We start from the raw sequence: 23,060 nt of genomic DNA, 5'->3' as shown, positions 1-23,060 counted from the left end.
CGCGGTCGTTCTGAAACCTTTAGGCCGCCCCGGTTCCAGAACCCCGTATGATACTCTCCGACCGGGACATCCTCGACCGGCTGGCCGCGGGCGACCTCGTCGTCGACCCGCTCGACGACGTCGACCTCCAGGTCCAGCCCGCGAGCGTCGACGTCCGGCTCGGCCGCCGGTTCCTGGAGTTCGAGCGCGCGAACGTCCCCTGCATCCACCCGAACCGCGAGGAGGAGGTCGAGGACTACGTCCACGAGACGGTCGTCGAGGACGGCGAGGAGTTCGTCCTCCACCCCGGCGACTTCGTACTCGGCACGACGAAAGAGCGCGTCGAGGTGCCGCCGGACCTCGTCGCGCAGGTCGAGGGCCGGTCGTCGCTGGGGCGTCTGGCCGTCGTGGTGCACGCGACGGCGGGCTTCATCGACCCCGGGTTCAAGGGGAAGGTGACCCTGGAGCTCTCGAACCTGGGGAAGGTCCCGGTCGCGCTCACGCCGGACATGCGCATCAGCCAGCTCGTGTTCACGGAGCTGACGAGCACCGCCGAGCGGCCGTACGGCGCCGACCGCGGGTCGAAGTACCAGGACCAGGACGGCCCGCAGGCGAGCCGCATCCGCGGCGACCGCGAGTTCGGGGGCGACCAATGAAGTTCCTCGAGGAGGTCGTCGTCGAGGCGTTCCTGCCGACGTTCCGGTCGCTGCTGGCGGCGGACCTCCGGGAGCGCGGGCTCACCCAGCAGGAGGTCGCCCAGCTGCTCGGCGTCAGCCAGTCCGCGGTCTCGAAGTACGCCCACGGCGACGTCGAGGTCACCGACGCGGTGGCCGAGGACGACCGCGTCCGGGAGACGGTCGAGCGAGTCGGCGAGGGGCTCGCGAGCGGCGACATGTCCCAGGTGCAGGCGCTCGTGGAGGCGGAGGTCCTGATCCGGCGGCTGTCCGCGCGCGGGGACGTCGTCGCGGCGCTCCACGAGGACGCGATGCCGGCGCTCGCGGACTACGACGGCGACTTCCGCGTCCACGACCCCGAGAGCGAGGTGCGCGTCCGGGAGCGCGTGCTGTCGTCGGTGCGCCGCGGCGTCCGCGTCCTCGAGCACGCCAGCGGCTTCGCGACCCTCATCCCAGCCGTCGGGTCGAACCTCGTGGAGTGCACGCCGGACGCGGACGGCGTCGAGGACGTGGCCGGCGTCCCCGGCCGCATCCTCGACGTGATGGGGCGGACGGAGGTCCCGGCCGACCCCGAGTTCGGGGTGAGCGTCCACGTCGCGTCGATACTGCTGGCCGCGCGCGACGCGGGCAGCGACGCGCGCGCGTGCCTGAACGTCCGCTACGGCGAGGACGTCGTGGCGGCGCTCGCCGACGCCGGCTACGAGGCCGTCGAGTTCGACGCGGCGGGCGAGGACTCCGCGGCCGCCGTCGCGGCCGCCGTCGCCGACAGCCCGAGCGTGGACGTGCTCTACCAGACCGGCGGCTACGGCGTCGAGCCCATCGTCTACCTGCTCGCGGACAGCGCGCCCGCGGCGGCGTCGATGGCCCGCGAGCTCCTGTAGTCAGCGCCGGTGGGCGGTGGCGAGGCCGGCTGGGCCGCCGGCGAGGCGCGCGCGGACGGTGTCGCTGGTGCGGTCGAAGACCGGGTCGGCGTCCGGGCGGACGGCGAGCACGGCGACCGCGGCGGGGAGCGTGACGGCGGCGTCGCGGGCGTGGACCGTCGGCCGGAACCGCCAGCCGTCGGCGGTGCCCGCGACGTCGGCGGCGAGGTCCGCGCCGGCGACCGCGGCGAGCGCGTCGTCGACGGTGGTGGCGTCCGCGGCGACGTCCGTGCGGCGGGCGGCGTCCCGGAGGACGTCGGCCTGGTCGCCGGGCGCGAGGTCGTCGGCGAGGGTCCGCGCCGTGCACCGGAGGAGGACGACGGCGAGGTCGTCGAGGTCCGTGGTCGACTCGGCGGCGGCGAAGTACGCGTCGAGGACGGCGCGTTCGGCGTCCCGGTGGCCGAGCGCGCTCAGCGACTCGAAGACGGCGCCGGTGACGTCGTGGCAGGCGTCCGGGAGCGCCGGCGCGCGCTCCGGCGGCCGGGGGTCGGTCTCCTCGTGGACGACGAGGTCGTACCGCGGTGCCCGGGGGTCGTACCGCTCGAGCGTGTCGCGGTACGACTGCGCGAGGTCGGCGGCCGCCGCGGCGGTCTCCCGGTCGGCGAACCGGAGTCCGCCGACCGGGAACGGCCGCTCGCCGGTGCGGGCGCACGCGACGTAGAACCGTCCGCTCGCCTCGGCGAACGCGTCGATGCGGTCCCGCATCGACCGGAGGTCGTCGCCCATCACCGCGGACACCTCCCCGCTGGCGGCGCGCGGCGTCGCTGACCGGACATGTGGTTTAGGTCTACCTAAAGGAAGAAACGTGTTTTGGTCCGGAGCGAGCGGTCAGTCCAGGTCGCCGCCGCGGATGCGCCGCTCGGCCGCCGCCAGCGCCGCCTCGCGGTCGAACGCCTCGACGACGCCCTCCAGTTCCTCGCGGGGGGCGTCGCGGAGCGCCTCCGCGTGCGCCGTGACGTTCGGCACCGCGCGGACGATGTTGTCCACGATGGGGACCGCGGCGGTCTGCGCGGACCGCGACAGCGGGTTCAGGTCGACGACCAGCTCGGTCTTCCCCATCGCCGCGAGCGCCTCCGCGCGGTCGCCGTCCTCCAGTGGCACCAGCACCACGTCCGCGCTGTAGATGCCGTCCGCGTCGACCTTCGCGCGCTCGTGGTCCAGCCCCGGGATCCGCGCGTCCGCCTGCAGCCCCTTCACGTCCGTCGCGCCGTGCTCGCGGAGGTGCTCGGCGATCGCCCGCACGCGCTCCTCCGTGCGGTTGAACAGGTTGACCTCGACGTCGGCGCCGGTGGCCGCCGCGAGCGCGACGACCTCGTCCGGCACCAGCGCCGCGACGTTCCCGTTCACGGAGAGCACGGCGTGCTCCGCGAGAAGGAGGTGGGCGGCCGCGACGCGCGCCGCCTCGTCCGCCGACGGGATCGTCTCCTCGCCGAGCAGGTAGTCGAACGCCTCGCCGCGGCCCTGCGCGACGAGGCCCTGCTTCGACGTGATGCCCTGCTCGACGCCCGCCTCGATGCGGTGCCGGGTCACCAGCGAGTCGCGGCGCGGGTGCCCCTCGGGAATCTCGGCCATACACGGTGTCGCCGCCCGGCGCGCAAAAATCGCCCGCTTGCGGGTCGCCGTCCCCGCCGACGCGTCCCTCGCCGCTCAGGGGTCCAGGGTCGCGCCAGCGGGGTGGACGCGGCACACCTCGGGGTCGTAGCCGGCGTCCGACAGCCCCGTGTCGAGCGCGAACACGGTCCGGCCGAGCATCGCCATCGCCGCCTCGCCGCCAGCGTCGGTCACCGCATCCACCACCGCCGCCACCTCGCCGTCCAGGAGGCCGGCGTCCCGCGAGAACCGCCGCGAGAGCGCCATGAACCGCTCCAGCGTCGGCTCCGCCACGACGTCGGCGAGCGCGCGCTCGCCCGCCGCCGTCAGCCGGTCGGTGTCGCCGCCGATGACGTCGCTCGTCGAGAGCCCGCCGAAGGACACGTACTCGACCCGGCCGGCGTCCGGGACGCCGTCCAGCACGCCGTGGCCGGGCGCCCCGGGCTCGAGGCGGATCGGCACGCCGCCGCGGGCCTGGGCCACCACGTCCCCCAGCCCGGTGCCGGCCTCGACCTCCGCGACGTGCGCGGCGGTCACCAGCTCGTTCTCCGAGCGGCCCGCGCCGAACGCCTCGTTCGCCGCCAGTGCGGTCCCGAGCGCCATCGCGCCGGACACCCCGAACCCCGCGCCCAGCGGCAGGGCCGTCTCCGCGTGCACCGTCGCCGTCGCGTCCAGCGCGCCCAGCACGCGGGCGACGCTCTCGACGCCGACCTCGCGGCCGTTCAACAGCACCCGGCTCTCCTCGCTCGGTTCGACGCGCGTCCGTACGCCCGCCGACAGCGTCACGCCCGCCCCGCGCGACCCCGTCTGCGCGGGGTCGTCGTCGCGCGACACGCCGAAGAAACCCGTGACGTGTCCGGGCGCGAACGCCGTCGCCGCGTCGCCGTCGCTCATCGCGTCGCACTCGGAGACGCCGCGGATTAAGTGTTGCAGTATCGGTCCGCGCCGGCAGGGCGTCAGCCGCCCGGGGCGTCTCCCCGGTCCGGTTTGCCCAGTCCGCCCTCCTCGAAGTCCACGTCGGCCGCGAGCGCGACGCCCGCTCTCGGGTGCTGGTCGGCGTCCTCGACGAGCACGCCGTCCGCGCGCAGCTCCTCGAGTTCCTCGCGGGCCGCCCGCCGGCTGCGACCGCCGAGCGTGACCGCGGCGTCCAGCAGGTCGTCCTCGGCGACCCCGGGCGACGCGCCGCTGCGCGGCGGGTCGCCCATCGACTCGGTCATCACGCCCACGAACGCCGCGAGCGAGGCGTCCGCGCCGAGGCGGTCGTGCCACTCGGCCGGGTACGTGCTCACGCGGCCGTCGCCGACCTCGTAGACGGCGTTTCGCCCGTCGTAGGCGTCCGCGTCGGTGAGCTCGTCCTCGAACGCGCCCCGGAGCACCTCGACGTCGACCGCGCGCTCGTCCTCGAGCGCCGCGAAGTACGCCTCGACGAGCTCGCGGGGGACGCCGGCCCCGTCGGGCTCGTGGTGGCGCTCCACGAGCGCCACGAACTCGTCGACGAGCAGTCGCTGACCGCGCTCTGCCGCCTCCTCGATGACCGCGTCTGCGAGTTCGGGCACGTCGGACACAAGGACGTTCGTCCGGAAAAGTCGGCTGGCTAGCTACTCGAGAACGACCCCGAACCCGTCCAGCGGTGGCTACCCGGCCTGCGCGGGTCAGGGCTGTGGGCTGGGGCGTTTCTGGCGTGTCTGGACGCGAAGGTTCAAGTACGTTTACGCTGTATCAATACGTATACGTGCCGTCGATCAGCGCCAGAATCCCCGACGACGAGGACGAAGACCTCGAGGAGGTCGCCGAGCTCCTCGGCGATGACAAGAGCACGGCCATCCGGAAGGCCCTCGCCGAGGGACTCCACGACATCCGCGTCCGCGTCGCCGTCGAGCGCTACCAGTCCGGCGACGTCTCCGTCAACGAGGCCGCCCGCATCGCTGACGTCTCCCTCGCCGAGTGGCTGGAGATCGCGCGCGAACACAACCTCACCACCCAGCTCTCGCCCGAGGACCTCGACAGCGACGCCGACAGCGCACTCGACGTATGAGCGACGTCGTCCTCGTCGACGCCACCACGCTCATCGCGCTCGGGAGCGTGGGGCGCGTCGACCTGCTCGGGAACTTCGACGGACGCCTCGCGATCTCGGAACGAGTCGAAGCGGAAGTGACGACAGACCCCGCAGCTGCGAACGTCTCCTCGTTCCTCGACGAGGAATCTCGACTACCAGATTTCGGACTCCCGGACGAGACGCAAGCACGAGCAGTGGAATTGCTCGGAGAAGAACGAATCAACGGGGACGTCGACATCCTGGCTGGCGTCATTCTCGCAAACAAACGGGACGAAATGCCAGCCGTCGTCTCCGACGACCGCCGGGTCCGCACCGTCGCACGCGGCCTCGGCGCGACTGTCACGGGAACCGTCGGCGTCGTCGTCCGCGCGGTCCACGAAGGCATGGCTGCCGAGGACGCGAAGGACCTGGTTCGCGACGTCGACAGCCACGGCTTGCACATGACGGGAGAACTCCGCGAAAAAGCGTTCGAGCTAATCGACGAGGCTGCCGAAGACTAGGGACTCAGCCGCTGCCGGCCCTGCGAGACTCGCTGCGCTCGTCTCGCTGGCTCCCAGGGGTTCGCCCTACGGGCTCAACCGCTGGCGATCCCGCGGGAACGCCGGAAGACGTTCCTGCTCACGTCCGTTCGCGGGCTGCGACTTCCGAGCTCCCGCTCGCCAGACGCGTTGTCGCCTACGGCGACAGGCGCTGTCTGTCTCGCGGGAAGAGGACGGCTTCCCGGATGTTGTCGAGGTCGAGCATCGTCATCACGAGGCGCTCGACGCCGTACGCCCAGCCGGCGTGGGGCGGCATCCCGTACTTGAACATCTTCGTGTAGTACTCGAACTGGTCGGGGTCGAGGCCCTGCTGGCGGAAGCCCTCGACGAGCTCCTCGTAGCGGTGTTCGCGCTGGCCGCCCGAGACCAGTTCCATCCGGGGGTGCATGAGGTCGAAGCCCTTCGAGAGCTCGGGGTCGTCGTCGTAGTCCTGGATGTAGAACGGCTTGATCTCGCTCGGCCAGTCCGTGACGAAGTAGTGGCCGCCGACGTCGTCGCCGAGCGCCTTCTCGCCCTCCGTGGGGAGGTCGTCGCCCCAGACGAGCTGCTCGTCGAGCTCGCCGGTGGCGTTGATGCGCTCGATGGCCTCCTCGTAGGTCAGGCGCGGGAAGTCCCCGGAGGGCGCCTCGAACTCCTCGGCGAGGCCGAGGGTCTCCAGTTCGTCCTGGCAGTTGTCCTCGACGGCGGCGTAGGCGGCTTTCAGCGTGCCCTCGCAGACGTCCATCGCCTCCTCGTGGTCGATGAACGCGGACTCGAAGTCGATCATCGTCGCCTCGTTGAGGTGGCGGGGCGTGTTGTGCTCTTCCGCGCGGAAGATGGGGCCGACCTCGAAGACGCGCTCCAGGCCGCTGCCAACCATCAGCTGCTTGAACAGCTGGGGGCTCTGGTTCATGAACGCCTCCCGGCCGAAGTACGTCACGGGGAACAGCTCCGTGCCGCCCTCGGTGCCGGTGGCGACGATCTTCGGCGTGTTGATCTCCGTGGAGCCGACGCTCCGGAAGTACTCGCGTACCGCGCGCAGCACCGCCGCGCGGATCTCGAAGACGGCCTTCGTCTCGGGCTTCCGGACGTCGAGCGTGCGGTTGTCCAGCCGCGTCGAGAGGTCGGCGTCGACCTTCCCCGAGGGGTCCAGCGGGAGCTGGGGGTCGGCCTCGGCGAGCACCTCGACGGACTCCGGGACGACCTCCACGCCGGTCGGCGCGCGCGTCTCCTCCTCGACGTCGCCGGTGACCTGCACGACGCTCTCGCGGTTGGCCTCGACGCCGGTCTCGACGAGGTCGTCGTCCATCTCGTCCTTCTCGAATTTGACCTGGATCTTCCCGGTCTTGTCCCGGAGGATGAGGAACGCGATACCCCCGAGGTCCCGTACTTCGTGCACCCAGCCGGCGACCGTCGCGTGGTCGCCCGGCTCGGCGTCCGCTGTGAAGGTGCGGTCCTGCATGCCTCCCGGTTCACGAGGACTCGTCTTAAACGACTTCATTTCCCGCGTTGCCGACGGGTGGGAGGCAACGGTGTGTGCGAGCGGGGACCGCAGGGAGCCGTGAGCCGCGTTGCCGACGGGTGGGAGGCAACGGTGTGTGCGAGCGGGGACCGCAGGGAGCCGTGAGCCGCGTTGCCGACGGGTGGGAGGCAACGGTGTGTGCGAGCGGGGACCGCAGGGAGCCGCGTCGCCGGCGCGTGGGAGACGACGGAGTTGGGACCGCCGTCAGTCCAGCGGGTTCGAGAGTTCCGCGGGCTCGCGGTCGGTCGTCTCCGTGTGGAGGTGACAGGCGGCAGGGTGGCCGGCGTCCGTTTCCGCGAGTTCGGGGGCGTCGCGCTCGCAGACGGTCGCGAACGCGTCCGCGAGGCGGTCCGCGGCCGCGTCGACGTCGCCGGCGACGACGTCGTCGACGGCCGCCGAGACCACGCGCTCGGCGTCGTCGTCGGCCAGCGCGTCGGGGAGCCCGAACGCCTCGCGGACGGCCGCGGCGTCCGGCAGCGACTCGGCGTCGACGTCGCCGCGCTCGGCGGCGAGCCGGAAGTCCAGGACCTCGCGGAACGACCCGTCGGGGAACGAGAAGCCCTCGGGCGGAATCACGCGCGGACACCGCGGGTGGAACGAGCAGCCGGCGGGCGGGTTCTGCGGGTCGGGGACGTCGCCCGTGAGCTCGACCGCGTCGCCGCGGCTGCGCGGGTCGGGCTCGGGAATCGAGTCGAGCAGCGCCTCCGTGTACGGGTGCTGGGGCGCCTCGAACAGCGCCTCGGTCTCGGCGACCTCCACGAGCTCGCCGAGGTACATCACGCCGACGCGGTCGCAGACCTGTCGGACGACGCCGAGGTCGTGGCTGATGAGCAGCATCGACAGCCCGAGGTCGTCCTGGAGGTCGTCCAGGAGCGCGAGGATCTCCGCCTGCACGGAGACGTCGAGCGCCGAGACGGGTTCGTCCGCGACGAGGAGGTCGGGGTTGAGGACGAGCGCTCGCGCGAGCGCCACGCGTTGCTTCTGGCCGCCGGAGAACTCGTGGGGGTAGCGGTCGGCGTCGTCCGCCGAGAGGCCGACGCGCTCGAGGATGTCCGCGACGACCTCCCGCTGGCGGTCCGCGTCCGTGAGGCCGTGGATCTCGAGGGGTTCGGCGACGGACTCGCCGACGGTCATCCGGGGGTCGAACGCCGAGTTCGGGTCCTGGAACACCATCTGGGCGCGCCGCCGGAACTCGCGCTCGTCGGCGTCGCCGTACTCGGTGACGTCCTCGCCGTCGAAGTACACCTCGCCGCCCGTCGGCTCCTCCAGGCGGAGCAGGCTGGTCGCCGTCGTCGACTTCCCGCAGCCGGACTCGCCGACGAGGCCGAGCGTCTCGCCCTCGCGGACGTCGAAGCTCACGCCGTCGACGGCCTTCACGTGGCCGGTGACGCGGCGCAGCAGTCCCGACCGCACGGGGTAGTGCTTCTCGAGGCCCCGCACCGACAGCAGCGCGTCGCCGCCGTCAGTCATCGTCGGCCTCCGTCGCCGCGGGCGTCTCGTGGTCGGCGTCGTAGAGCACGCAGGCCGCGTCGTGGCCGTCGCCGACGTCGCGGAAGCCCGGCTGGTCGCCGGTCTCGCACTCCGGGACGGCGTGGGGACAACGCGGGTGGAACCGGCAGCCGTCCGGCGGGTCCGTCGGGTCCGGGAGCGTGCCGCCGATGGTCTCCACGTCCCCCCTGCCCGGCAGGCACTCCAGCAGCGCCCTCGTGTACGGGTGCGAGGGGTTCTCGAACACCTGGTAGACGTCGCCGGTCTCCATCACCTTCCCCGCGTACATCACGACGACGCGGTCCGCGATCTCGGCGACGACGCCGAGGTCGTGCGTGACGAACAGCAGCGCCATCCCGCGCTCGTCCTGGAGGTCGTCGAGCAGCCGCAGCACCTGCGCCTGGATGGTGACGTCGAGGGCGGTCGTCGGCTCGTCCGCGACGAGGAGGTCGGGGTCGCAGGCCAGCGCCATCGCGACGACGACGCGCTGTTTCATCCCGCCGGAGAACTGGTGGGGGTAGTCGTCGATGCGCTCCTCGACGTCCCCGATGCCGACGCGGTCGAGGAGGTCGGCGGCGCGCTCGCGGGCGGCCGCCTTCGGGACGTCGCGGTGCAGCCGGATGGCCTCCACGAGCTGCTCGCCGACCGTGTACACGGGGTCGAGCGCGCCCTGCGGGTTCTGGAACACGTGGCCGACGCGGCCGCCGCGGTACGCCCGCAGCTCGCTGCCGGACAGCTCCGTGAGGTCCTCGCCGTCGAAGATCACCTCGCCGCCCGCGATGCGTCCGGGCGGCGTCGGGACGAGTTGGGTGATGGACTCGCAGGCGACGGTCTTCCCGGAGCCGGACTCGCCGACGAGACACACCGTCTCGCCGGGCTCGACGTCGAAGCTCACGCCGTCGACGGCCCGCACCGTGCCGTCGTCCGTGTCGAAGTACGTCCGGAGGTCCCTGACCGAGAGCAGTGGGTCCGCCATTCACGCCACCTCCTGTGGGTCGACGACGTCCCGGATCGCGTCGCCGAAGACGTTGAACGCGACGACCGTCACGACGAGGAACGCGGTGATGCTGGCGGAGACCCACCACCCGACCCCGAACGGCGGGAGCGACTGCCGGAGGATGCCGCCGAGCGACCGCATGTCGACGACGCTCAGCGAGAGGTACGCGAGCCCGACCTGCACGAGGACGAGCAGGGGGATCTGCCGCGTGAGGGCGGCGGCGACCGTCCCCGTCGAGTTCGGGACGAGGTGCCGCCGGACGACGTGGACGTCGCTGGCGCCCGCGCTCCGCGCCGCCCGCACGTAGCCGGCTTGCTTGCGCTCCAGGGTCTCGCTGCGGACGAGCCGCGCGATGCCGCCCCAGTTCAGCAGGCCGAACACGAGCGCGAGCGTGAACAGCCCCTTCCCGAGGTACATCGTCGCGAGGATGATGTAGACGACGACGGCGGGGATGGTCTGCTGGACGTCGACGTACCGCATCAGGACGTCGTCGACCAGCCCGCCGTAGTAGCCCGCGGCGGTGCCGACGGCGGTGGCGACGACGACCATGATCATCGCGGCGGTCAGCGAGAGCTTCAGTGCGACGTGCGCGCCGAACATGACGACGTTCACCACGTTCTCGCCCTGCTGGGTGGTTCCGAGGGGGTACTGCCAGGTGCCGTGGCAGACGCCGTCGCGTCCGGGGCCGACGCACTCGAAGCCCCCGACGCTGGCGGCGTCCGTGCTCGTGAAGACGGGCGGCTGGTAGTCCGCGTAGAAGTCCACGCGGGGCATCCCGATGAGCTCCGGGCCGAGGACGCCGAGCACGCCGAAGCCGGCGATCCACGCGAAGCTCGCGACGGCCGCCGGCCGCCGGAGGAACGCGCGGACGTGGTCGGTCGAGCGGTCGAGGCTGGTCGCCGCCGGCACGAGGACGTACCGCGCGAACAGCAGGACGGCGACGAAGAACAGCCAGTCCATCCGCGAGAGGTCCCACGTGTCGACGATGGCGCCGTCGACGTACAGCGAGTCGTACGCGTAGAGGGCGAGGAGTGCGAGGACGGCGACGGCGAACGCGACGGTCCGGGGGCGGACGTCGCGGGCGCCCGTCGACTGGCTGTCCCAGTCGATACGTGTGAATAGCGGTGCGTCGTGCTCCGTGGAGGGCATGGGTGGGGTTCGTCAGCCTATCCCCCGTCAAAGTTTATAAATCCTTGTGGACAACTCCCACGTCACATGCCGCCCGAACCGACAGCCCGCCCTCCCGCAGTGGTAGCTCCGCGGTCGAACGCCCGTCACTCGAGGGGGCGGTCGCCGTGAGCTACCTCGCGTACGTCGGCCGCCGCACGCTGTTCGCGCTGCTGGCGGTCTACCTCGTCGTCAGCGTGACGTTCCTCGTCGTCGCGCTCGTCCCGAACACCGACCTCGGCGGCGAGGTAGGGTGGGCTGTCTACAAGGAACGCATCTCCGCCGAGGAGCGCGAGGCGATGACCGAACAGTACCTCGAGTCGCGGAACCTCGACCGGTCGCTGGCCGAGCGCTACGTCGACTACCTCGTCGACCTCTCGACGCTCCAGTGGGGGTACTCCTTCGAGTACGACCGCCCCGTCGCGGACGTGGTGGTCCCGGCGATACAGCGCACCGCCCTGTACGCGCTGCCCGCGCTCGCGCTCGCGGTGCTGATAGGTAGCGGACTCGGCGCGCTCGCCGGCGCGCTCCGCGGGCTCGCCGACGGCGGCGTCCGCGCGCTCGGGTACGCCGCGGCCGGCGTCCCGGCGTTCCTCGGCGCGTTCGTCTTCCTGGAGCCGGTGCTGGCCGACCTCGAGTGGCTCCGACTCCTCACGTGGGAGGCCACCGGCACCCCGTTCATGGTCCAGGGGAGCCCCCTGAACCCCAACGACGGCCTGTGGCCGCCGTCGGAGCCGCTGCGGTTCCTCGCGCCAGCGGCCGTGTTCGCGGTGGCCCTGGCGGGCTGGCAGTTGCGGTACGTGCGGACGGCGTACCTGGACCGGGCGGGAGCGGAGTCGGTGAAACTCCACCGCGCGAAGGGCGCCGGCCCCGTCACCGTCGCGAGGCGCGTCCTGCGGAACGCGGCGGTGCCGATCGTGTCGGCGTCGCTGTCGGAGCTGCTGGCGGTGGTGTTCGTGAACCTCTACGTGGTCGAGTCGGTGTTCGGCATCCAGGGCGTCGCCGCCTACAACATGATCGCCGTCCGCACGCGGGACGTCCCGCTCGTCGTGGTGACGTCCGTCGTGCTCGCGGTGGCCGGCATCCTCGCGAGCTACGCGCAGGACCTCGCGTACGGCTACCTCGACCCGCGCCTCCACCGCGACTGACGCCCCCTGGGGGTCACGGAAACGTTTATTCGCTCGGCCGGCGAGCCTCCGCGTGTCAATGCCCTCCACACCCGCCCCCTCGAACAACGGTGGTGCCCCGTGAGCTACCTCGCGTACGTCGGCCGGCGGACGCTGTTCGCGCTGCTGGCGGTCTACCTCGTGGTGACCGTCACGTTCGCGGTCGTCGCGTTCACGCCGGACACGGAACTCGGCGGCACCATCGGCGCGATGGAGCGCGGCGGCGCCTCCGACGCCGAAGTCGAGGCGTACGTCCAGGAGTACCGGGAGGCGCGCGGCCTCGACGACCCCCTGCACGTCCGGTACGCCGACTGGCTCGTCGACGTCACCAGGCTCGACTTCGGGCCCTCGCACTCCTTCGACCAGCCCGTCTCGGCCGTGCTGTGGCCCGCGATCCAGCGCACGGCCCTGTACGCGCTGCCCGCGCTCGCGCTCGCCGTCCTCCTGGGGAGCCTCCTCGGCGTCGTCTCCGGCGCGCTCCCGCGGTCGCCGCCGGACTGGCTCGGGCGCGCGCTCGCGTACGCCGGCGTCGGCGTCCCCGCGTTCGTCGTCGCGTTCGCGCTCGCGGAACCCCTCGCGGGCGAACTCGAGTGGTTGCGGCTGCTCACGTGGGACCAGACGCCGTTCGACAACATGGGCCGGCCGTACCTCCCCAACGACGGCCTGTGGCCGCCGTCGGAGCCGCTGCGGTTCCTCGCGCCCGCCGCCGCGTTCGCCGTCGTCCTCGCCGGCTGGCAGTTGCGGTACGTGCGGACGGCGTACCTGGACCGGGCGGGCGCGGAGTCGGTGAAACTCCACCGCGCGAAGGGCGCGGGACCGCTGACGGTCGCGCGCCACGTCCTGCGGAACGCGGCGGTGCCGATCGTGTCGGCGTCGCTGTCGGAGCTGCTGGCGGTGGTGTTCGTGAACCTCTACGTGGTCGAGTCGGTGTTCGGCATCCAGGGCGTCGCCGCCTACAACATGATCGCGGTGCGGCAACGCGACATGCCGCTGATCATCGGCACGTCCATCGCGCTGGCGGTGGCCGGCATCCTCGCGAGCTACGTCCAGGACCTCGCGTACGGCTACCTCGACCCGCGCATCGGCACGGGGTGACAGTCGACCCCGCGCATCGGCACGGGGTGACCGGCGGCCGGCGGTCCGGACCGCCGGTCAGTCCCGGGGGTCGAGGGCGTCCCGGGCGGCGTCGCCGGCGAGGTTCGACGCCGCGACCGTGAGCGCCACCAGCAGCACCGCGAAGCCGGACACCCACCACTTCTGCTCCCACGCCAGGTACTGGCTGCTCAGGCCGCGCCGCAGCAGCTCGCCGATCGAGCGCATGTTCGACTCGCTGAGCATCAGGAAGCTCAGGCCGACCTGGGTCAGCACGAGCGTCGGGATACGCCGCGAGAGGCTGGTCGCGATGGCGGGCGACGCGTTCGGGACCAGGTGGGCCCGGAGGAGGCGGTAGTCGCTGGCGCCGGCGGCCCGCGCCGCCCGCACGTAGCCGGCGTCCCGGCGCTTGACGACCTCGCTGCGGACGAGCCGCGCGATGCCGCCCCAGTCCAGCAGCCCGAAGAACACCGCGAGCATGAACAGGCCCTTGTCCTTCAACAGCAGCGACGCGACGAGCACGTAGACGACGACCGTCGGCACGGTCTGCTGGACGTCGACGTACCGCATCAGGACGTCGTCGACCCACCCGCCGTAGTAGCCGGCGGTCGCGCCGACGGCGGTCGCGACGATGCCCATCAGGACCGCCGCGGACAGCGCCACCTGGAGGATCTCCCGCATCCCGTAGACGAGCATGTTCAGGACGTCGATGCCGTACGCGTTCGTGCCGAGCGGGTGCGCCCACGTGCCGTGACACCGGCCGTCCGACACGGGGCCCAGACAGCGGTCGACGGCGTCCACCGGGACGCTCGCGAACACGGGCGGCTGGGTCTGCCTGGCGAAGGACACGCGACCGACGTTCCGGAGTTCGGGCGCGACCAGCGCGACGACGAAGAACGCCGCGAGGAACGCCAGTCCGAGCACTGCGAGCGGGTCGCCGCGGACGCGCCGCCAGTAGCGACGCGTCCGGTCGCGGTCGACGACGAGCGGCACGACGACGTACCGCGCGAACACGAGCAGCGCGAAGTAGAACAGCCAGTCGACGCGCCGCGGACTGTACGTGCCGTACAGCGCGCCGGTGGTGAGCCAGTAGTCGTACGCGAACGTGGCGGCGAGGACCGCGAGCGACAGCGCGAGGCCGAGCGTCCGCCAGCGCACGCGCCGCCGGCCGCCGCGGTCGGCCCAGTCGACGCTGGTGAAGGCTGGCTGACCGTCAATGGTGGAGGGCATCGTGACCGACCAGCCCACACGAAACGTTTATAATTTTTGATGTGGCTTGTTCCGGCCGTCCGTGGCCCTCCAACTGTCCGCCCCCGACGGTGGTCGCCCGTGAGCTACGCGTCGTTCGTCGCGCGCCGCGCGGCGTTCGCCGTTCTCGCGGCGTTCGTCGTCGTCTCGATCACGTTCGCCGTCGTCGTCTCGATGCCGAACGTCCAGCTCGGCGCGGAGCTGGCGAGCGCCGAACGCGCCGGCGCCAGCGACGCCGAGATCGAACAGATCCGCGAGGAGTTCTGGGAGCGACGCGGCGGCGAGGCCGGCGCCCTAGACCGGTACGTCGACCGCATGACCGGCATCGTCACGCTCGACTGGGGGACGTCGTACGAACTCCAGCGCCCCGTCACGGCCGTCATCGCCGACCGGCTCCCGTACACGCTGGCGTACGTCGTCCCCGGCGTCGCGCTGTCGTTTATCGCGGGGTCGCTGTTCGGCGTCGCGAGCGCGTTTCGCCGGAACGGCGCCTTCGACCGGACGTCGCGGCTCACCGCCTACCTGCTCATGGGCGTCCCCACGTTCTGGGTCGTCCACTACCTGAACACCCTCCACCCGTGGACGATGCCGTGGCTGGAACCGACGCTGTACGCGTTCGGCGGGTCGCCGCGCGTCTCCCAGGTGTGGGCGTTCGACCACCCCGCGCGGTACGCGCTCCCGTCGGTCGTGCTCGCGCTCGGCCTCGCCGCCGGACTGCTCCAGCACTCCCGGGCCGAATCACTCGAGTACGAGCGCCGGGCGTTCGTGAAGCTGGTGCGCGCGAAGGGCGCCGGCCGCCTCCGGGTGGCGCGCCACGTCCTCCGGAACGCCGCCATCCCCATCCTCACGCTGTCGTTCGTCGAGGTGCTGGGCGTCCTGATGCTGAACGTCTACATCGTCGAGGCCGTCTTCGACATCCCCGGCCTCGGCAGCATCAGCCTCTTCGCCATCAAGACCCAGGACCTCCCGCTCATCGTCGGGTCGACGCTCGTGCTCGTGTTCATCGGCATCGGCGGGAACCTCCTGCAGGACCTCCTGTACGGCTACCTCGACCCGACCATCCGCGAGGACTAGGTGCGGTTCGCGGTCCGGCTCCGCCCGGCGTGGGCGTCGTTCGCGCCCCGGACCGTCTCCTCGACGGCGTCGACGCCCTCGTCGTGCAGGAGGTCGCCGACGACGACGACGTCGGCGACCTCGCCGAGCTCGTAGGCGGCGTCGTAGTCGCGGACGCCGCCGCCGTAGAACAGCGTCGCGTCCGCGAGCGCGTCGCGGGCGGCGGCGACCACGTCCGGGTCGCCCAGCGTCCCCGAGTACTCGACGTACACGATGTCCTGGCCGAGCATGCGTTCGGCGACGGTCGCGTACGCCGCGACGTCGTCGGCGTCCAGGTCGCAGTCCGCGTCCGTGTACTCCGCGACGCTCGCCTCCGGGTTCAGGACGACGTACGCCTCCGTCGCGGTGCGCGCCCAGTCCAGGTCGGCGATGCGCACCCACTCCTTGTGCGCGCCCGTGATCCAGAACGGGTCGCCCGCGTTCAACACCACGGGGACGAGGTAGCCGTCGAGCGCGTCGTCCTCGACGACGACCGCCGGGTTCGACGGCTCCTGGTACAGCGGCACGTCGTGCTTGCGGCACGCGTCGATGACGCGTTGCATCTTCTCCGTCGTCACGTCCATCGTGCCGCCGACCTCGATGGCGTCGGTGCCCGTCCGGCAGACGTCCTCGAACGTCTCGCCCTCGACGAGGGACTTGTCCGGGTCGACCTTCAGGACGTGGTCCCAGTCGGCCCACGGCGTGCTCATGTGGACCCTGTTTCCCGTGGGCGCGCAAAAACCCCTTCGGTGCGGGTGCAGCGGCGGAAATCGCCGCTTCGAGCGCCACTACGAACGCCACTACGAACGCTGGACGACGCCGCCGCGCAGGTGTCGTGGAGGGCGGTCGCTGGAGGGGTTGTGACACGCAGTCGCTGAGGGGTGTCGTGGAACGCAGTCGCTGAGAGGTTTTGGAACGGAGCCGCGGCGGGCGTCCTACCCGTGGATGCCCATCGCTTCGATCTGCTCCTGGTAGCGGTTCCGGATGGTGACCTCCGTCACCTGCGCGACGTCCGCGACCTCGCGCTGGGTCTTCTTCTCGTTGCAGAGCAGGGACGCGGCGTAGATGGCCGCCGCCGCGTAGCCGGTCGGGGACTTGCCGGAGAGCAGCCCCTTCTCGGCGGTCGTCTCGATGATGTCGTTGGCTTTCGCCTGGACCTCCTCGGAGAGTTCGAGTTCCGAACAGAACCGCGGCACGTACTTCTTCGGGTCGACCGGCTTCATCTCGAGGCCGAGCTCCTGGGAGATGTAGCGGTAGGTGCGTCCGATCTCCTTGCGCTCCACCCGGGAGACCTCCGAGATCTCCTCGAGGCTCCGGGGGATGCCCTCCTTCCGGCAGGCCGCGTAGAGGGCGCTCGTCGCGACGCCCTCGATCGAGCGGCCGCGGATGAGGTCCTCCTTGAGCGCGCGCCGGTAGATGACCGAAGCGACCTCCCGCACCGAGCGCGGCACGCCGAGCGCCGACGCCATGCGGTCGATCTCGGAGAGCGCGAACTGGAGGTTGCGCTCGCCGGCGTCCTTCGTGCGGATGCGCTCCTGCCACTTCCGGAGCCGGTGCATCTGCGAGCGCTTCTTCGAGGAGATAGAGCGACCGTAGGCGTCCTTGTCCTTCCAGTCGATGGTCGTCGTCAGTCCCTTGTCGTGCATCGTCTGCGTCGTCGGCGCGCCGACGCGGGACTTCTCCTGTCGCTCCTGGTGGTTGAACGCGCGCCACTCCGGACCGGGGTCGATCTGTTCTTCCTCGACGACGAGGCCGCAGTCCTCACAGACCAGTTCCGCGCGGTCCGAACTCTTCACGAGGTTGTCTGAGCCGCACTCCGGGCACTCCCGCACCCCCTCCTCGGACTCCTCCTGCTCTGTCGCCGTTTCTCGCTCCCGCTGGCGAGTGGACCGTGTCATCGCACTTTTATATTAGCGTTACGCAAACATTTAAACCCATTGCCGGTGTTAGCGCGTAACTCAGGCAACACAATTCCGCGCGTCCCGGCGCGAACCGGTCGCTGACGCCACCTGCACGCCCGGAACGCCGCGTTCACGTTTAGTAACCCATATACGGGAGGCGGGGTGACTTCGCCTCAATGCCAGTCCTGGAGTGCGACGTCGACGACGCCCGCGAACGCCTCGACGCCGCGGGCGCGTCGTTCTCGCCGGGGAACTCCGAGTACGAGCGGTGGCACGCCGACCTCGGGGACGCACACGCGGTCGCCTACGACGACAAGCTCGTCGTGCAGGGCGCCGACCCGACGGACATCACCGCCGTCGTCGAACCCGACCGCGGCGGCCGCGTCCACGCGTACTTCGACGGCGCGAGCCGCGGCAACCCGGGGCCCGCCGCCGTCGGCTGGGTGCTCGTCTCCGGCGACGGCATCGTCGCCGAGCACGGCGAACGCATCGGCCGCGCCACCAACAACCAGGCCGAGTACGAGGCGCTCGTCGCGGTGCTGGAGGCCGCCGCCGAGTTCGGCTTCGACGAGATCGAGCTCCGCGGCGACAGCCAGCTCGTCGTCAAGCAGGTGAAGGGCGCGTGGGACACCAACGACCCCGAGCTCCGCGAGAAGCGCGTGCGGGTCCGCGAACTCCTCGAGCGGTTCGACGACTGGTCGCTCACCCACGTACCGAGGGAGGTAAACGACCGCGCCGACGACCTGGCCAACGAGGCCCTCGATGACGACTGACCTGCCCGAGGACGCCGTCGACACCGCCGAGCGACTCACGCGACTCGCCCGGGACGCCGTCGACGACGCCGAGGCCGCCGCGTACCGCGACCGCCGCGACCGCCTGCTCGCCGACCACGGGTTCGTCGCGCGCGTCCGCGAGGGCGACGACACGCTCGTCTGCTATCCCGCCGAGTGGGTGGACGACGACGGCACCGTCCGCCTCGCCGAGGTCGAGGACACCGACCGCGCCGTCGAGGTGTCGCTGTCCGGCCCCGGCGAACAGGGCGACTACGAGGACGCCGCCGCGCGCAACGCCGACCTGGTCGAGCGCGTGCGCGACGAGCACGGCGACGTGCACGGCGACAACGCCGCCGCGTTCGCGGACTTCATGAACAACCACTACGCGCGACCGATGGACGCCGCCGGCGACCGCGAGCGCGAGGAGTTCCTCGCGGAGTTCTTCCCGCGGAACGCGTGGCCGAGCGACGACCAGCGCGCCGTCGTCGAGGAGTCGCTGGACCTCGTGTTCGCCGTCGCCGACGACGAGTGACGAGTCGGCGGTGGTGGCGTGGTCGATAGTGCCGGGGCCGGTCGGCCGGTGCACCCCGGTGCGACCCGGCGCGGCCGCTGTGGGCGGTCTGCGTCGCGAAAACGTGGTGGGTGGAAGCCGGCTGTGCGGGCCGTCAGTGCTCGGCGACGATGTCGCGGACCTGCTCTTTGCGGTCCTCGTCGGTGAGGAACTTCGAGAGCGTCCACTCGAGGTCGTCGAGGACGGCGTCGAAGCCGTCGTCCGTGAGCTCGTACTGGTTCGTGCGCTTGTCGAGTTCGGACTTCTCGACGAGGCCCTTGTTGACGAGGTCGTCGAGGTTCGGGTACAGGCGGCCGTGGTTGACCTCCTGGCCGTAGTAGTCTTCGAGTTCTCGCTTGATGGCGAGGCCGTATCGCGCCTCCTCGGCGAGTACTGTGAGGATGTTCTTCTGGAACGCAGTCAGGTCCCGCACGTCCGTCCGTGCAGCGGGTTGTGCCTCTGACATAGCCGAACAAAAGTCACCCGGATATTTAAACACTTCTCAATTGACTGCCGTTTGCCGCGTTCGGATGCGAAAGCTCTTTTTCCGCGTGGAGTGGACCGCTCACCATGGTGAACCTCTGGGAAGACCTCGAGACGGGCCCGGACGCGCCGGACGTCGTCTACGCGGTCGTCGAGTGTCTCAAGGGCGAGCGCAACAAGTACGAGTACGACAAGGACATCCCGGGCGTGGTGCTCGACCGCGTCCTCCACAGCAACGTCCACTACCCCTCGGACTACGGGTTCATCCCGCAGTCGTACTACGACGACGAGGACCCCTTCGACGTGCTCGTGCTGGTCGAGGACCGGACGTTCCCGGGCTGTGTCATCGAAGCGCGCCCGGTGGCGCTCATGAAGATGGACGACGACGGCGAGCAAGACGACAAGGTCATCGCGGTGCCGGACGAGGACCCGCGCTACGACCACATCGAGGACCTCGAGGACGTCCCCCAGCAGCAACTCGACGAGATCGAGGAGTTCTTCGAGACGTACAAGAACCTCGAACCGGGCAAGGAAGTCGAGACCCTCGGCTTCGAGGACGCCCAGGCCGCGAAGGACGCAATCGAGCACGCCCAGGACCTCTACGACGAGCACTTCGCGTGACGCGGTCCGGCGACGAGCACGTCGCGTAACGCGTTCGCGCCGCCGCTGGGCGGCGCACGACCCTCGACGCTCCGTTCTGCAGTTTGCCGCTCGACCCTATGCAGGGTGCCGTCCGGCCCTGTGCGGGGTGCCGTCCGGCCCTATGCAGGGTGCGACCCGGCCCTGTACAGCGTGTAGCTCGGCGTTGCTCCGCCTGCTTCGCTCCCGACGGCGAACGGATTACCGCGGGGAATGACCCGGCCCGCCGCCGATGAGTTATGCACATGGGTAATTATATCCGTCTGTCGGCCCTCTCTCCGAGTGAGATGGCCGCGAAACAGCCCGAGTTCGGCATGCGCCACGTCACCGTCGTCCCGACCGCCCTCCGGACCGCCGAGGACGACGACGGCCGCCGAACCGACGACGCGGACGAGCCGGCGGACGCCCACTGAGCGCACCGACGAGTCGGCGGCCGCCCACGGACACGCAGTCCAGCTACCGTTCCCGCACCGCCGCCCCGCACCGAGTATCCCGAGCTTTCTGCGCGGTAACCCGGCGCTACGGAGCGCCGCGTGAGAGGATAACATACTTAACCGTCCGCGTGGACTCTCGGCTACATGCTCCCCGAGGTCGGCTCGGTCTCCCCGACGACACTCACGGCGGCCGTCGGCGTCGTCGCCGCAGCCGGCGCGAGCGCGTACGCCGTGGCCGCCGCACTCCGGCACCGGCGCGCTGAGGCCGACGACGAGGACTTCGTACAACTCCGTGACACCATCGCGGGCCTCGAGTCCGTCGCGCTCGTCGTCCCGGAGAACCCCAGCGTCGACGCCCTCGCCGCGTCCATCGGCCTCCGCGAACTCTGCAAGGCGTGGGGCGTCTCCGCGCGCGTGTTCGCCGAGGGCGACGTCACCAGCGACGACGCGAAGGCCTTCTGTAACCTCTTCAACCTCTCGCTGAACGTCGCAGACGACCCGCTCGACGACTACGACGGCGCCGTCGCCGTCGGCGGCGGCGGCACCGTCCCGTCGTTCGCGAACCGGCCGCCCGTCGTCGCCGTCGTCCGCCACCGCCCCGCCGCCGTCGACCACCCGCTGGTCGTCGCCGGCAACGAGGCCGGCGCCACCTCCACCATCGTCGCCCGGTTCATCGAGCGCGCCGACCGCACGCCCGAACAGGACGTCGCCACCGCGCTCCTGTACGGCATCCGCGCCGGCACCCGCGAGTTCCGGCGCGTGCGCTCCCGAGAGGACTTCCAGGCCGCGAGCTTCCTCCAGGAGTTCGCCGACCAGGGCACCATCGACGCGCTCCGCGCGCCCGGCATGAGCGGCGAGACCTTCGACGTCATCGGGCAGGCCATCGGGAACCGCGAGCGCCGCGCGAGCTTCGCCGTCACGAACGTCGGCACCGTCCCCGCCGTCAGCGCCCTCGAGGAGGCCGCCGACACCCTCTTGCGGCTCGACGGCGTCTCCTCGGCGGCCGCGTTCGGCGTCCACGAGGACACCGTGGTCACCGCGTGCCGCGCCGACGACGTCCGCACGTCCGCGATGGACGTCCTCACCTCGGCGTTCGACCAGACGGAGGCGCTCGGCGGCGACGCCGACACCGCCACCGCGCGCGTCCCGCTCGGCCTGTTCAGCCGCGTCAGCTCCGAACAGCAGGGAACGCTCGACGAGCTCATCGACGCCAGCACGCGGAAAGCGCTGTTCTCCGCGTTCGAGCAGGCCTGACGGTCGGCGGCGTCGTCGCCTCGCCGCGACGCCGCAGTCGGTCGTCGCACCGCTGACGCCCGGGTCGACCCGTTCGCGCGGCAAGCGTGACCGGTAGCGCGGAGGCCGCCCAGTCGTCGCCCGAAGACCAACCCTTTTGTACGTCAGCGGCGACTCCGCGTGTATGGGCCTGTTCGACCGACTCCGCGGCGGTGACGCGCCCCGGGTCGCGTTCATCGGCATCGACGGCGTCCCCCACAGCCTGATCCGGGACGAACCCGAGACGTTCCCGAACCTCCACGCGGTCCTCGAGGACGGCTCGGGCGGCGCCATCGACAGCATCGTCCCGCCGGAGTCCAGCGCGTGCTGGCCGTCCCTGACGACGGGCGTCAACCCCGGGGAGACCGGCGTCTACGGGTTCCAGGACCGCGAGGTCGGGAGCTACGAGACGTACGTCCCGATGGGGCGGGACGTCCAGGCGACCCGCGTCTGGGACCGCGTCGCGGACGCCGGCCGCGACGCGACCGTGCTGAACGTCCCCGTGACGTTCCCGCCGGAGCGCGGCATCCAGCGCATGGTCTCGGGGTTCCTCTCGCCGGGCGTCGAGAAGGCTGCCCACCCGGACGCCCTCGCGGACTACCTCGACGGCATCGACTACAAGATCGACGTGAACGCGAAGCTCGGGCACAGCGACGACAAGACCGAGTTCGTCGAGAACGCCCACGAGACCGTCGACGCGCGCCAGGAGGCGTTCCTGCACTACGTCCGGGAGGACGACTGGGACCTCTTCTTCGGCGTGTTCATGACGACCGACCGCGTCAACCACTTCCTGTTCAAGGACTACGAGCAGGACGGCGAGTACCGCGAGGCGTTCCTCGACTTCTACGCGAAAGTCGACTCGTACATCGGCGACCTCCGCGAGGAGCTCGCCGACGACGTGACCCTCGTCGTCGCCTCCGACCACGGCTTCACGAGCGAGGACTACGAGGTCCACCTGAACCAGTGGCTCGCCGACGAGGGCTGGCTGTCCTACCGCACGGACGACCACGACAGCCTCGCGGACATCGACGACGACACGACGGCGTACTCGTTCATCCCCGGGCGGTTCTACGTCAACCTCGAGGACCGCGAGCCGCGCGGCAGCGTCCCCGAGAGCGACTACGAGGCCGTCGTCGACGAACTCGCGGAGGCGCTGCTCGCGCTCGAGGGGCCGGAGGGCCGCGCGGTCGTCGACCGCGTCGAACGCAAGGAGGACGCGTTCTGGGGCGCCCACGACGAGATCGCGCCCGACCTCGTCGCGATCCCGAACCACGGCTTCGACCTGAAGGCCGGCTTCTCCGGCAGCGAGGACGTGTTCACGGTCGGCCCGCGGAACGGCATGCACTCCTTCGAGAACGCGACGCTGCTCACCGACGACCCCGACGTCTCCGTCGCCCCGGACACCGACCTCTTCGACGTCGCGCCGACGCTGCTCGACCTCCTCGACGTCGACTACGACGCCCGGGAGTTCGACGGCGAGAGCCTCGCGTAACCGGTCC

At 71.2% G+C, this 23,060-nt stretch carries 25 protein-coding genes; 13 read left to right on the top strand and 12 right to left on the bottom strand.

Annotated elements, in window-relative coordinates; all coding sequences use genetic code 11:
• The first annotated feature begins 47 nt into the window (after nucleotides 1–47).
• Together dcd and U5911_RS02100 are read left to right on the top strand one after the other, a co-directional pair.
• Complete coding sequence (dcd, locus tag U5911_RS02105; RefSeq protein ID WP_336034893.1) at nucleotides 48–635, top strand: dCTP deaminase; 588 nt, start codon at nucleotides 48–50, stop codon at nucleotides 633–635.
• Nucleotides 632–1,534, top strand: coding sequence for a thiamine-phosphate synthase family protein (locus tag U5911_RS02100; protein WP_336034891.1), 903 nt, complete (start codon nucleotides 632–634; stop codon nucleotides 1,532–1,534). Before dcd ends, U5911_RS02100 begins: the two co-directional genes overlap by 4 nt.
• On the opposite strand, the gene U5911_RS02095 is transcribed toward U5911_RS02100, so the two are convergent.
• From U5911_RS02095 to U5911_RS02080, 4 genes are all read right to left on the bottom strand, one after another.
• Nucleotides 1,535–2,299: a DUF7552 domain-containing protein gene (locus U5911_RS02095; protein WP_336034889.1), complete on the bottom strand. Its 765-nt coding sequence runs from the start codon at nucleotides 2,297–2,299 to the stop codon at nucleotides 1,535–1,537. It lies immediately after the preceding gene.
• Nucleotides 2,300–2,401: 102 nt separating this feature from the next.
• Nucleotides 2,402–3,145: a 4-phosphopantoate--beta-alanine ligase gene (locus U5911_RS02090; RefSeq protein WP_336034887.1), complete on the bottom strand. Its 744-nt coding sequence runs from the start codon at nucleotides 3,143–3,145 to the stop codon at nucleotides 2,402–2,404.
• 75 nt (nucleotides 3,146–3,220) lie between these two features.
• Nucleotides 3,221–4,057 carry a pantoate kinase gene (locus U5911_RS02085; protein ID WP_336034886.1) on the bottom strand — a complete coding sequence of 279 codons (837 nt, stop codon included), beginning with the start codon at nucleotides 4,055–4,057 and terminating at the stop codon, nucleotides 3,221–3,223.
• A 62-nt stretch (nucleotides 4,058–4,119) separates the two neighbouring features.
• Nucleotides 4,120–4,719 carry a hypothetical protein gene (locus tag U5911_RS02080; protein WP_336034885.1) on the bottom strand — a complete coding sequence of 200 codons (600 nt, stop codon included), beginning with the start codon at nucleotides 4,717–4,719 and terminating at the stop codon, nucleotides 4,120–4,122.
• Nucleotides 4,720–4,895: 176 nt separating this feature from the next.
• On the opposite strand from U5911_RS02080, the gene U5911_RS02075 reads away from it, so the two are divergent.
• The gene (locus U5911_RS02075) at nucleotides 4,896–5,198 is read left to right on the top strand and encodes a UPF0175 family protein (RefSeq protein ID WP_336034883.1); all 303 of its coding nucleotides are present in this window, start codon (nucleotides 4,896–4,898) and stop codon (nucleotides 5,196–5,198) included.
• Nucleotides 5,195–5,719, top strand: a complete 525-nt coding sequence (locus U5911_RS02070; protein WP_336034881.1) for a PIN domain-containing protein — start codon at nucleotides 5,195–5,197, stop codon at nucleotides 5,717–5,719. Before U5911_RS02075 ends, U5911_RS02070 begins: the two co-directional genes overlap by 4 nt.
• 175 nt (nucleotides 5,720–5,894) lie before the next feature.
• On the opposite strand, the gene aspS is transcribed toward U5911_RS02070, so the two are convergent.
• From aspS to U5911_RS02050, 4 genes are all read right to left on the bottom strand, one after another.
• Nucleotides 5,895–7,199: an aspartate--tRNA(Asn) ligase gene (gene aspS, locus U5911_RS02065; RefSeq protein ID WP_336034880.1), complete on the bottom strand. Its 1,305-nt coding sequence runs from the start codon at nucleotides 7,197–7,199 to the stop codon at nucleotides 5,895–5,897.
• A gap of 264 nt (nucleotides 7,200–7,463) precedes the next feature.
• Nucleotides 7,464–8,729 carry an ABC transporter ATP-binding protein gene (locus tag U5911_RS02060; RefSeq protein WP_336034879.1) on the bottom strand — a complete coding sequence of 422 codons (1,266 nt, stop codon included), beginning with the start codon at nucleotides 8,727–8,729 and terminating at the stop codon, nucleotides 7,464–7,466.
• Entirely contained in the window at nucleotides 8,722–9,723 is a 1,002-nt protein-coding gene (locus tag U5911_RS02055) for an ABC transporter ATP-binding protein (RefSeq protein WP_336034877.1), read from the bottom strand. The genes U5911_RS02060 and U5911_RS02055 overlap by 8 nt, the downstream gene beginning before the upstream one ends.
• The gene (locus U5911_RS02050) at nucleotides 9,724–10,893 is read right to left on the bottom strand and encodes an ABC transporter permease (RefSeq protein WP_336034875.1); all 1,170 of its coding nucleotides are present in this window, start codon (nucleotides 10,891–10,893) and stop codon (nucleotides 9,724–9,726) included.
• A gap of 146 nt (nucleotides 10,894–11,039) precedes the next feature.
• Between U5911_RS02050 and U5911_RS02045 the strand changes: the two genes are divergently transcribed.
• Together U5911_RS02045 and U5911_RS02040 are read left to right on the top strand one after the other, a co-directional pair.
• Nucleotides 11,040–12,059, top strand: coding sequence for an ABC transporter permease (locus tag U5911_RS02045; RefSeq protein WP_336034873.1), 1,020 nt, complete (start codon nucleotides 11,040–11,042; stop codon nucleotides 12,057–12,059).
• Nucleotides 12,060–12,158: 99 nt separating this feature from the next.
• Nucleotides 12,159–13,172, top strand: a complete 1,014-nt coding sequence (locus U5911_RS02040; protein ID WP_336034872.1) for an ABC transporter permease — start codon at nucleotides 12,159–12,161, stop codon at nucleotides 13,170–13,172.
• Between the two features lie 57 nt (nucleotides 13,173–13,229).
• Here U5911_RS02040 and U5911_RS02035 read toward each other — a convergent pair whose 3' ends face one another.
• Nucleotides 13,230–14,399 (bottom strand): ABC transporter permease, encoded by a 1,170-nt coding sequence (locus tag U5911_RS02035; RefSeq protein ID WP_336034870.1) that lies wholly within the window; start codon nucleotides 14,397–14,399, stop codon nucleotides 13,230–13,232.
• Between the two features lie 99 nt (nucleotides 14,400–14,498).
• On the opposite strand from U5911_RS02035, the gene U5911_RS02030 reads away from it, so the two are divergent.
• A complete protein-coding gene (locus tag U5911_RS02030) occupies nucleotides 14,499–15,491 on the top strand; it encodes an ABC transporter permease (RefSeq protein ID WP_336034869.1) in 993 nt (330 codons plus the stop codon).
• Here the strand turns inward: U5911_RS02030 and U5911_RS02025 are convergent.
• Nucleotides 15,488–16,219: a phosphoglycerol geranylgeranyltransferase gene (locus U5911_RS02025; protein WP_336034868.1), complete on the bottom strand. Its 732-nt coding sequence runs from the start codon at nucleotides 16,217–16,219 to the stop codon at nucleotides 15,488–15,490. The two genes, U5911_RS02030 and U5911_RS02025, sit on opposite strands and share 4 nt — an antisense overlap.
• Nucleotides 16,220–16,444: 225 nt before the next feature.
• Nucleotides 16,445–17,407 carry a transcription initiation factor IIB gene (locus U5911_RS02020; RefSeq protein ID WP_336034866.1) on the bottom strand — a complete coding sequence of 321 codons (963 nt, stop codon included), beginning with the start codon at nucleotides 17,405–17,407 and terminating at the stop codon, nucleotides 16,445–16,447.
• 179 nt (nucleotides 17,408–17,586) lie between these two features.
• Here U5911_RS02020 and rnhA point away from each other — a divergent pair, with 179 nt between their 5' ends.
• Both rnhA and U5911_RS02010 read left to right on the top strand, forming a co-directional pair.
• Nucleotides 17,587–18,183 (top strand): ribonuclease HI, encoded by a 597-nt coding sequence (gene rnhA / locus U5911_RS02015; RefSeq protein WP_336034864.1) that lies wholly within the window; start codon nucleotides 17,587–17,589, stop codon nucleotides 18,181–18,183.
• Entirely contained in the window at nucleotides 18,173–18,715 is a 543-nt protein-coding gene (locus U5911_RS02010) for a DUF7108 domain-containing protein (protein ID WP_336034862.1), read from the top strand. Before rnhA ends, U5911_RS02010 begins: the two co-directional genes overlap by 11 nt.
• Nucleotides 18,716–18,848: 133 nt before the next feature.
• Here the strand turns inward: U5911_RS02010 and U5911_RS02005 are convergent, their stop codons facing one another.
• On the bottom strand, nucleotides 18,849–19,199 hold the full coding sequence (locus U5911_RS02005) for a PadR family transcriptional regulator (protein ID WP_336034860.1): 351 nt from the start codon (nucleotides 19,197–19,199) through the stop codon (nucleotides 18,849–18,851).
• Nucleotides 19,200–19,303: 104 nt separating this feature from the next.
• Here U5911_RS02005 and U5911_RS02000 point away from each other — a divergent pair, with 104 nt between their 5' ends.
• The 4 genes from U5911_RS02000 (at nucleotide 19,304) to U5911_RS01985 (ending at nucleotide 23,053) form a co-directional block, all read left to right on the top strand.
• Nucleotides 19,304–19,837: an inorganic diphosphatase gene (locus U5911_RS02000; protein WP_336034859.1), complete on the top strand. Its 534-nt coding sequence runs from the start codon at nucleotides 19,304–19,306 to the stop codon at nucleotides 19,835–19,837.
• A gap of 305 nt (nucleotides 19,838–20,142) precedes the next feature.
• Nucleotides 20,143–20,268 (top strand): hypothetical protein, encoded by a 126-nt coding sequence (locus U5911_RS01995; RefSeq protein ID WP_336034857.1) that lies wholly within the window; start codon nucleotides 20,143–20,145, stop codon nucleotides 20,266–20,268.
• Between the two features lie 165 nt (nucleotides 20,269–20,433).
• The gene (locus U5911_RS01990; protein WP_336034855.1) at nucleotides 20,434–21,543 is read left to right on the top strand and encodes a DHH family phosphoesterase; all 1,110 of its coding nucleotides are present in this window, start codon (nucleotides 20,434–20,436) and stop codon (nucleotides 21,541–21,543) included.
• A gap of 163 nt (nucleotides 21,544–21,706) precedes the next feature.
• Complete coding sequence (locus U5911_RS01985; protein WP_336034853.1) at nucleotides 21,707–23,053, top strand: alkaline phosphatase family protein; 1,347 nt, start codon at nucleotides 21,707–21,709, stop codon at nucleotides 23,051–23,053.
• Nucleotides 23,054–23,060: the final 7 nt, after the last annotated feature.

Origin of the sequence: Halobacterium yunchengense (genome assembly GCF_037031165.1) — an archaeon.
Lineage (GTDB): Archaea > Halobacteriota > Halobacteria > Halobacteriales > Halobacteriaceae > Halobacterium > Halobacterium yunchengense.
This window is presented reverse-complemented; position numbering and strand designations above follow the sequence as displayed.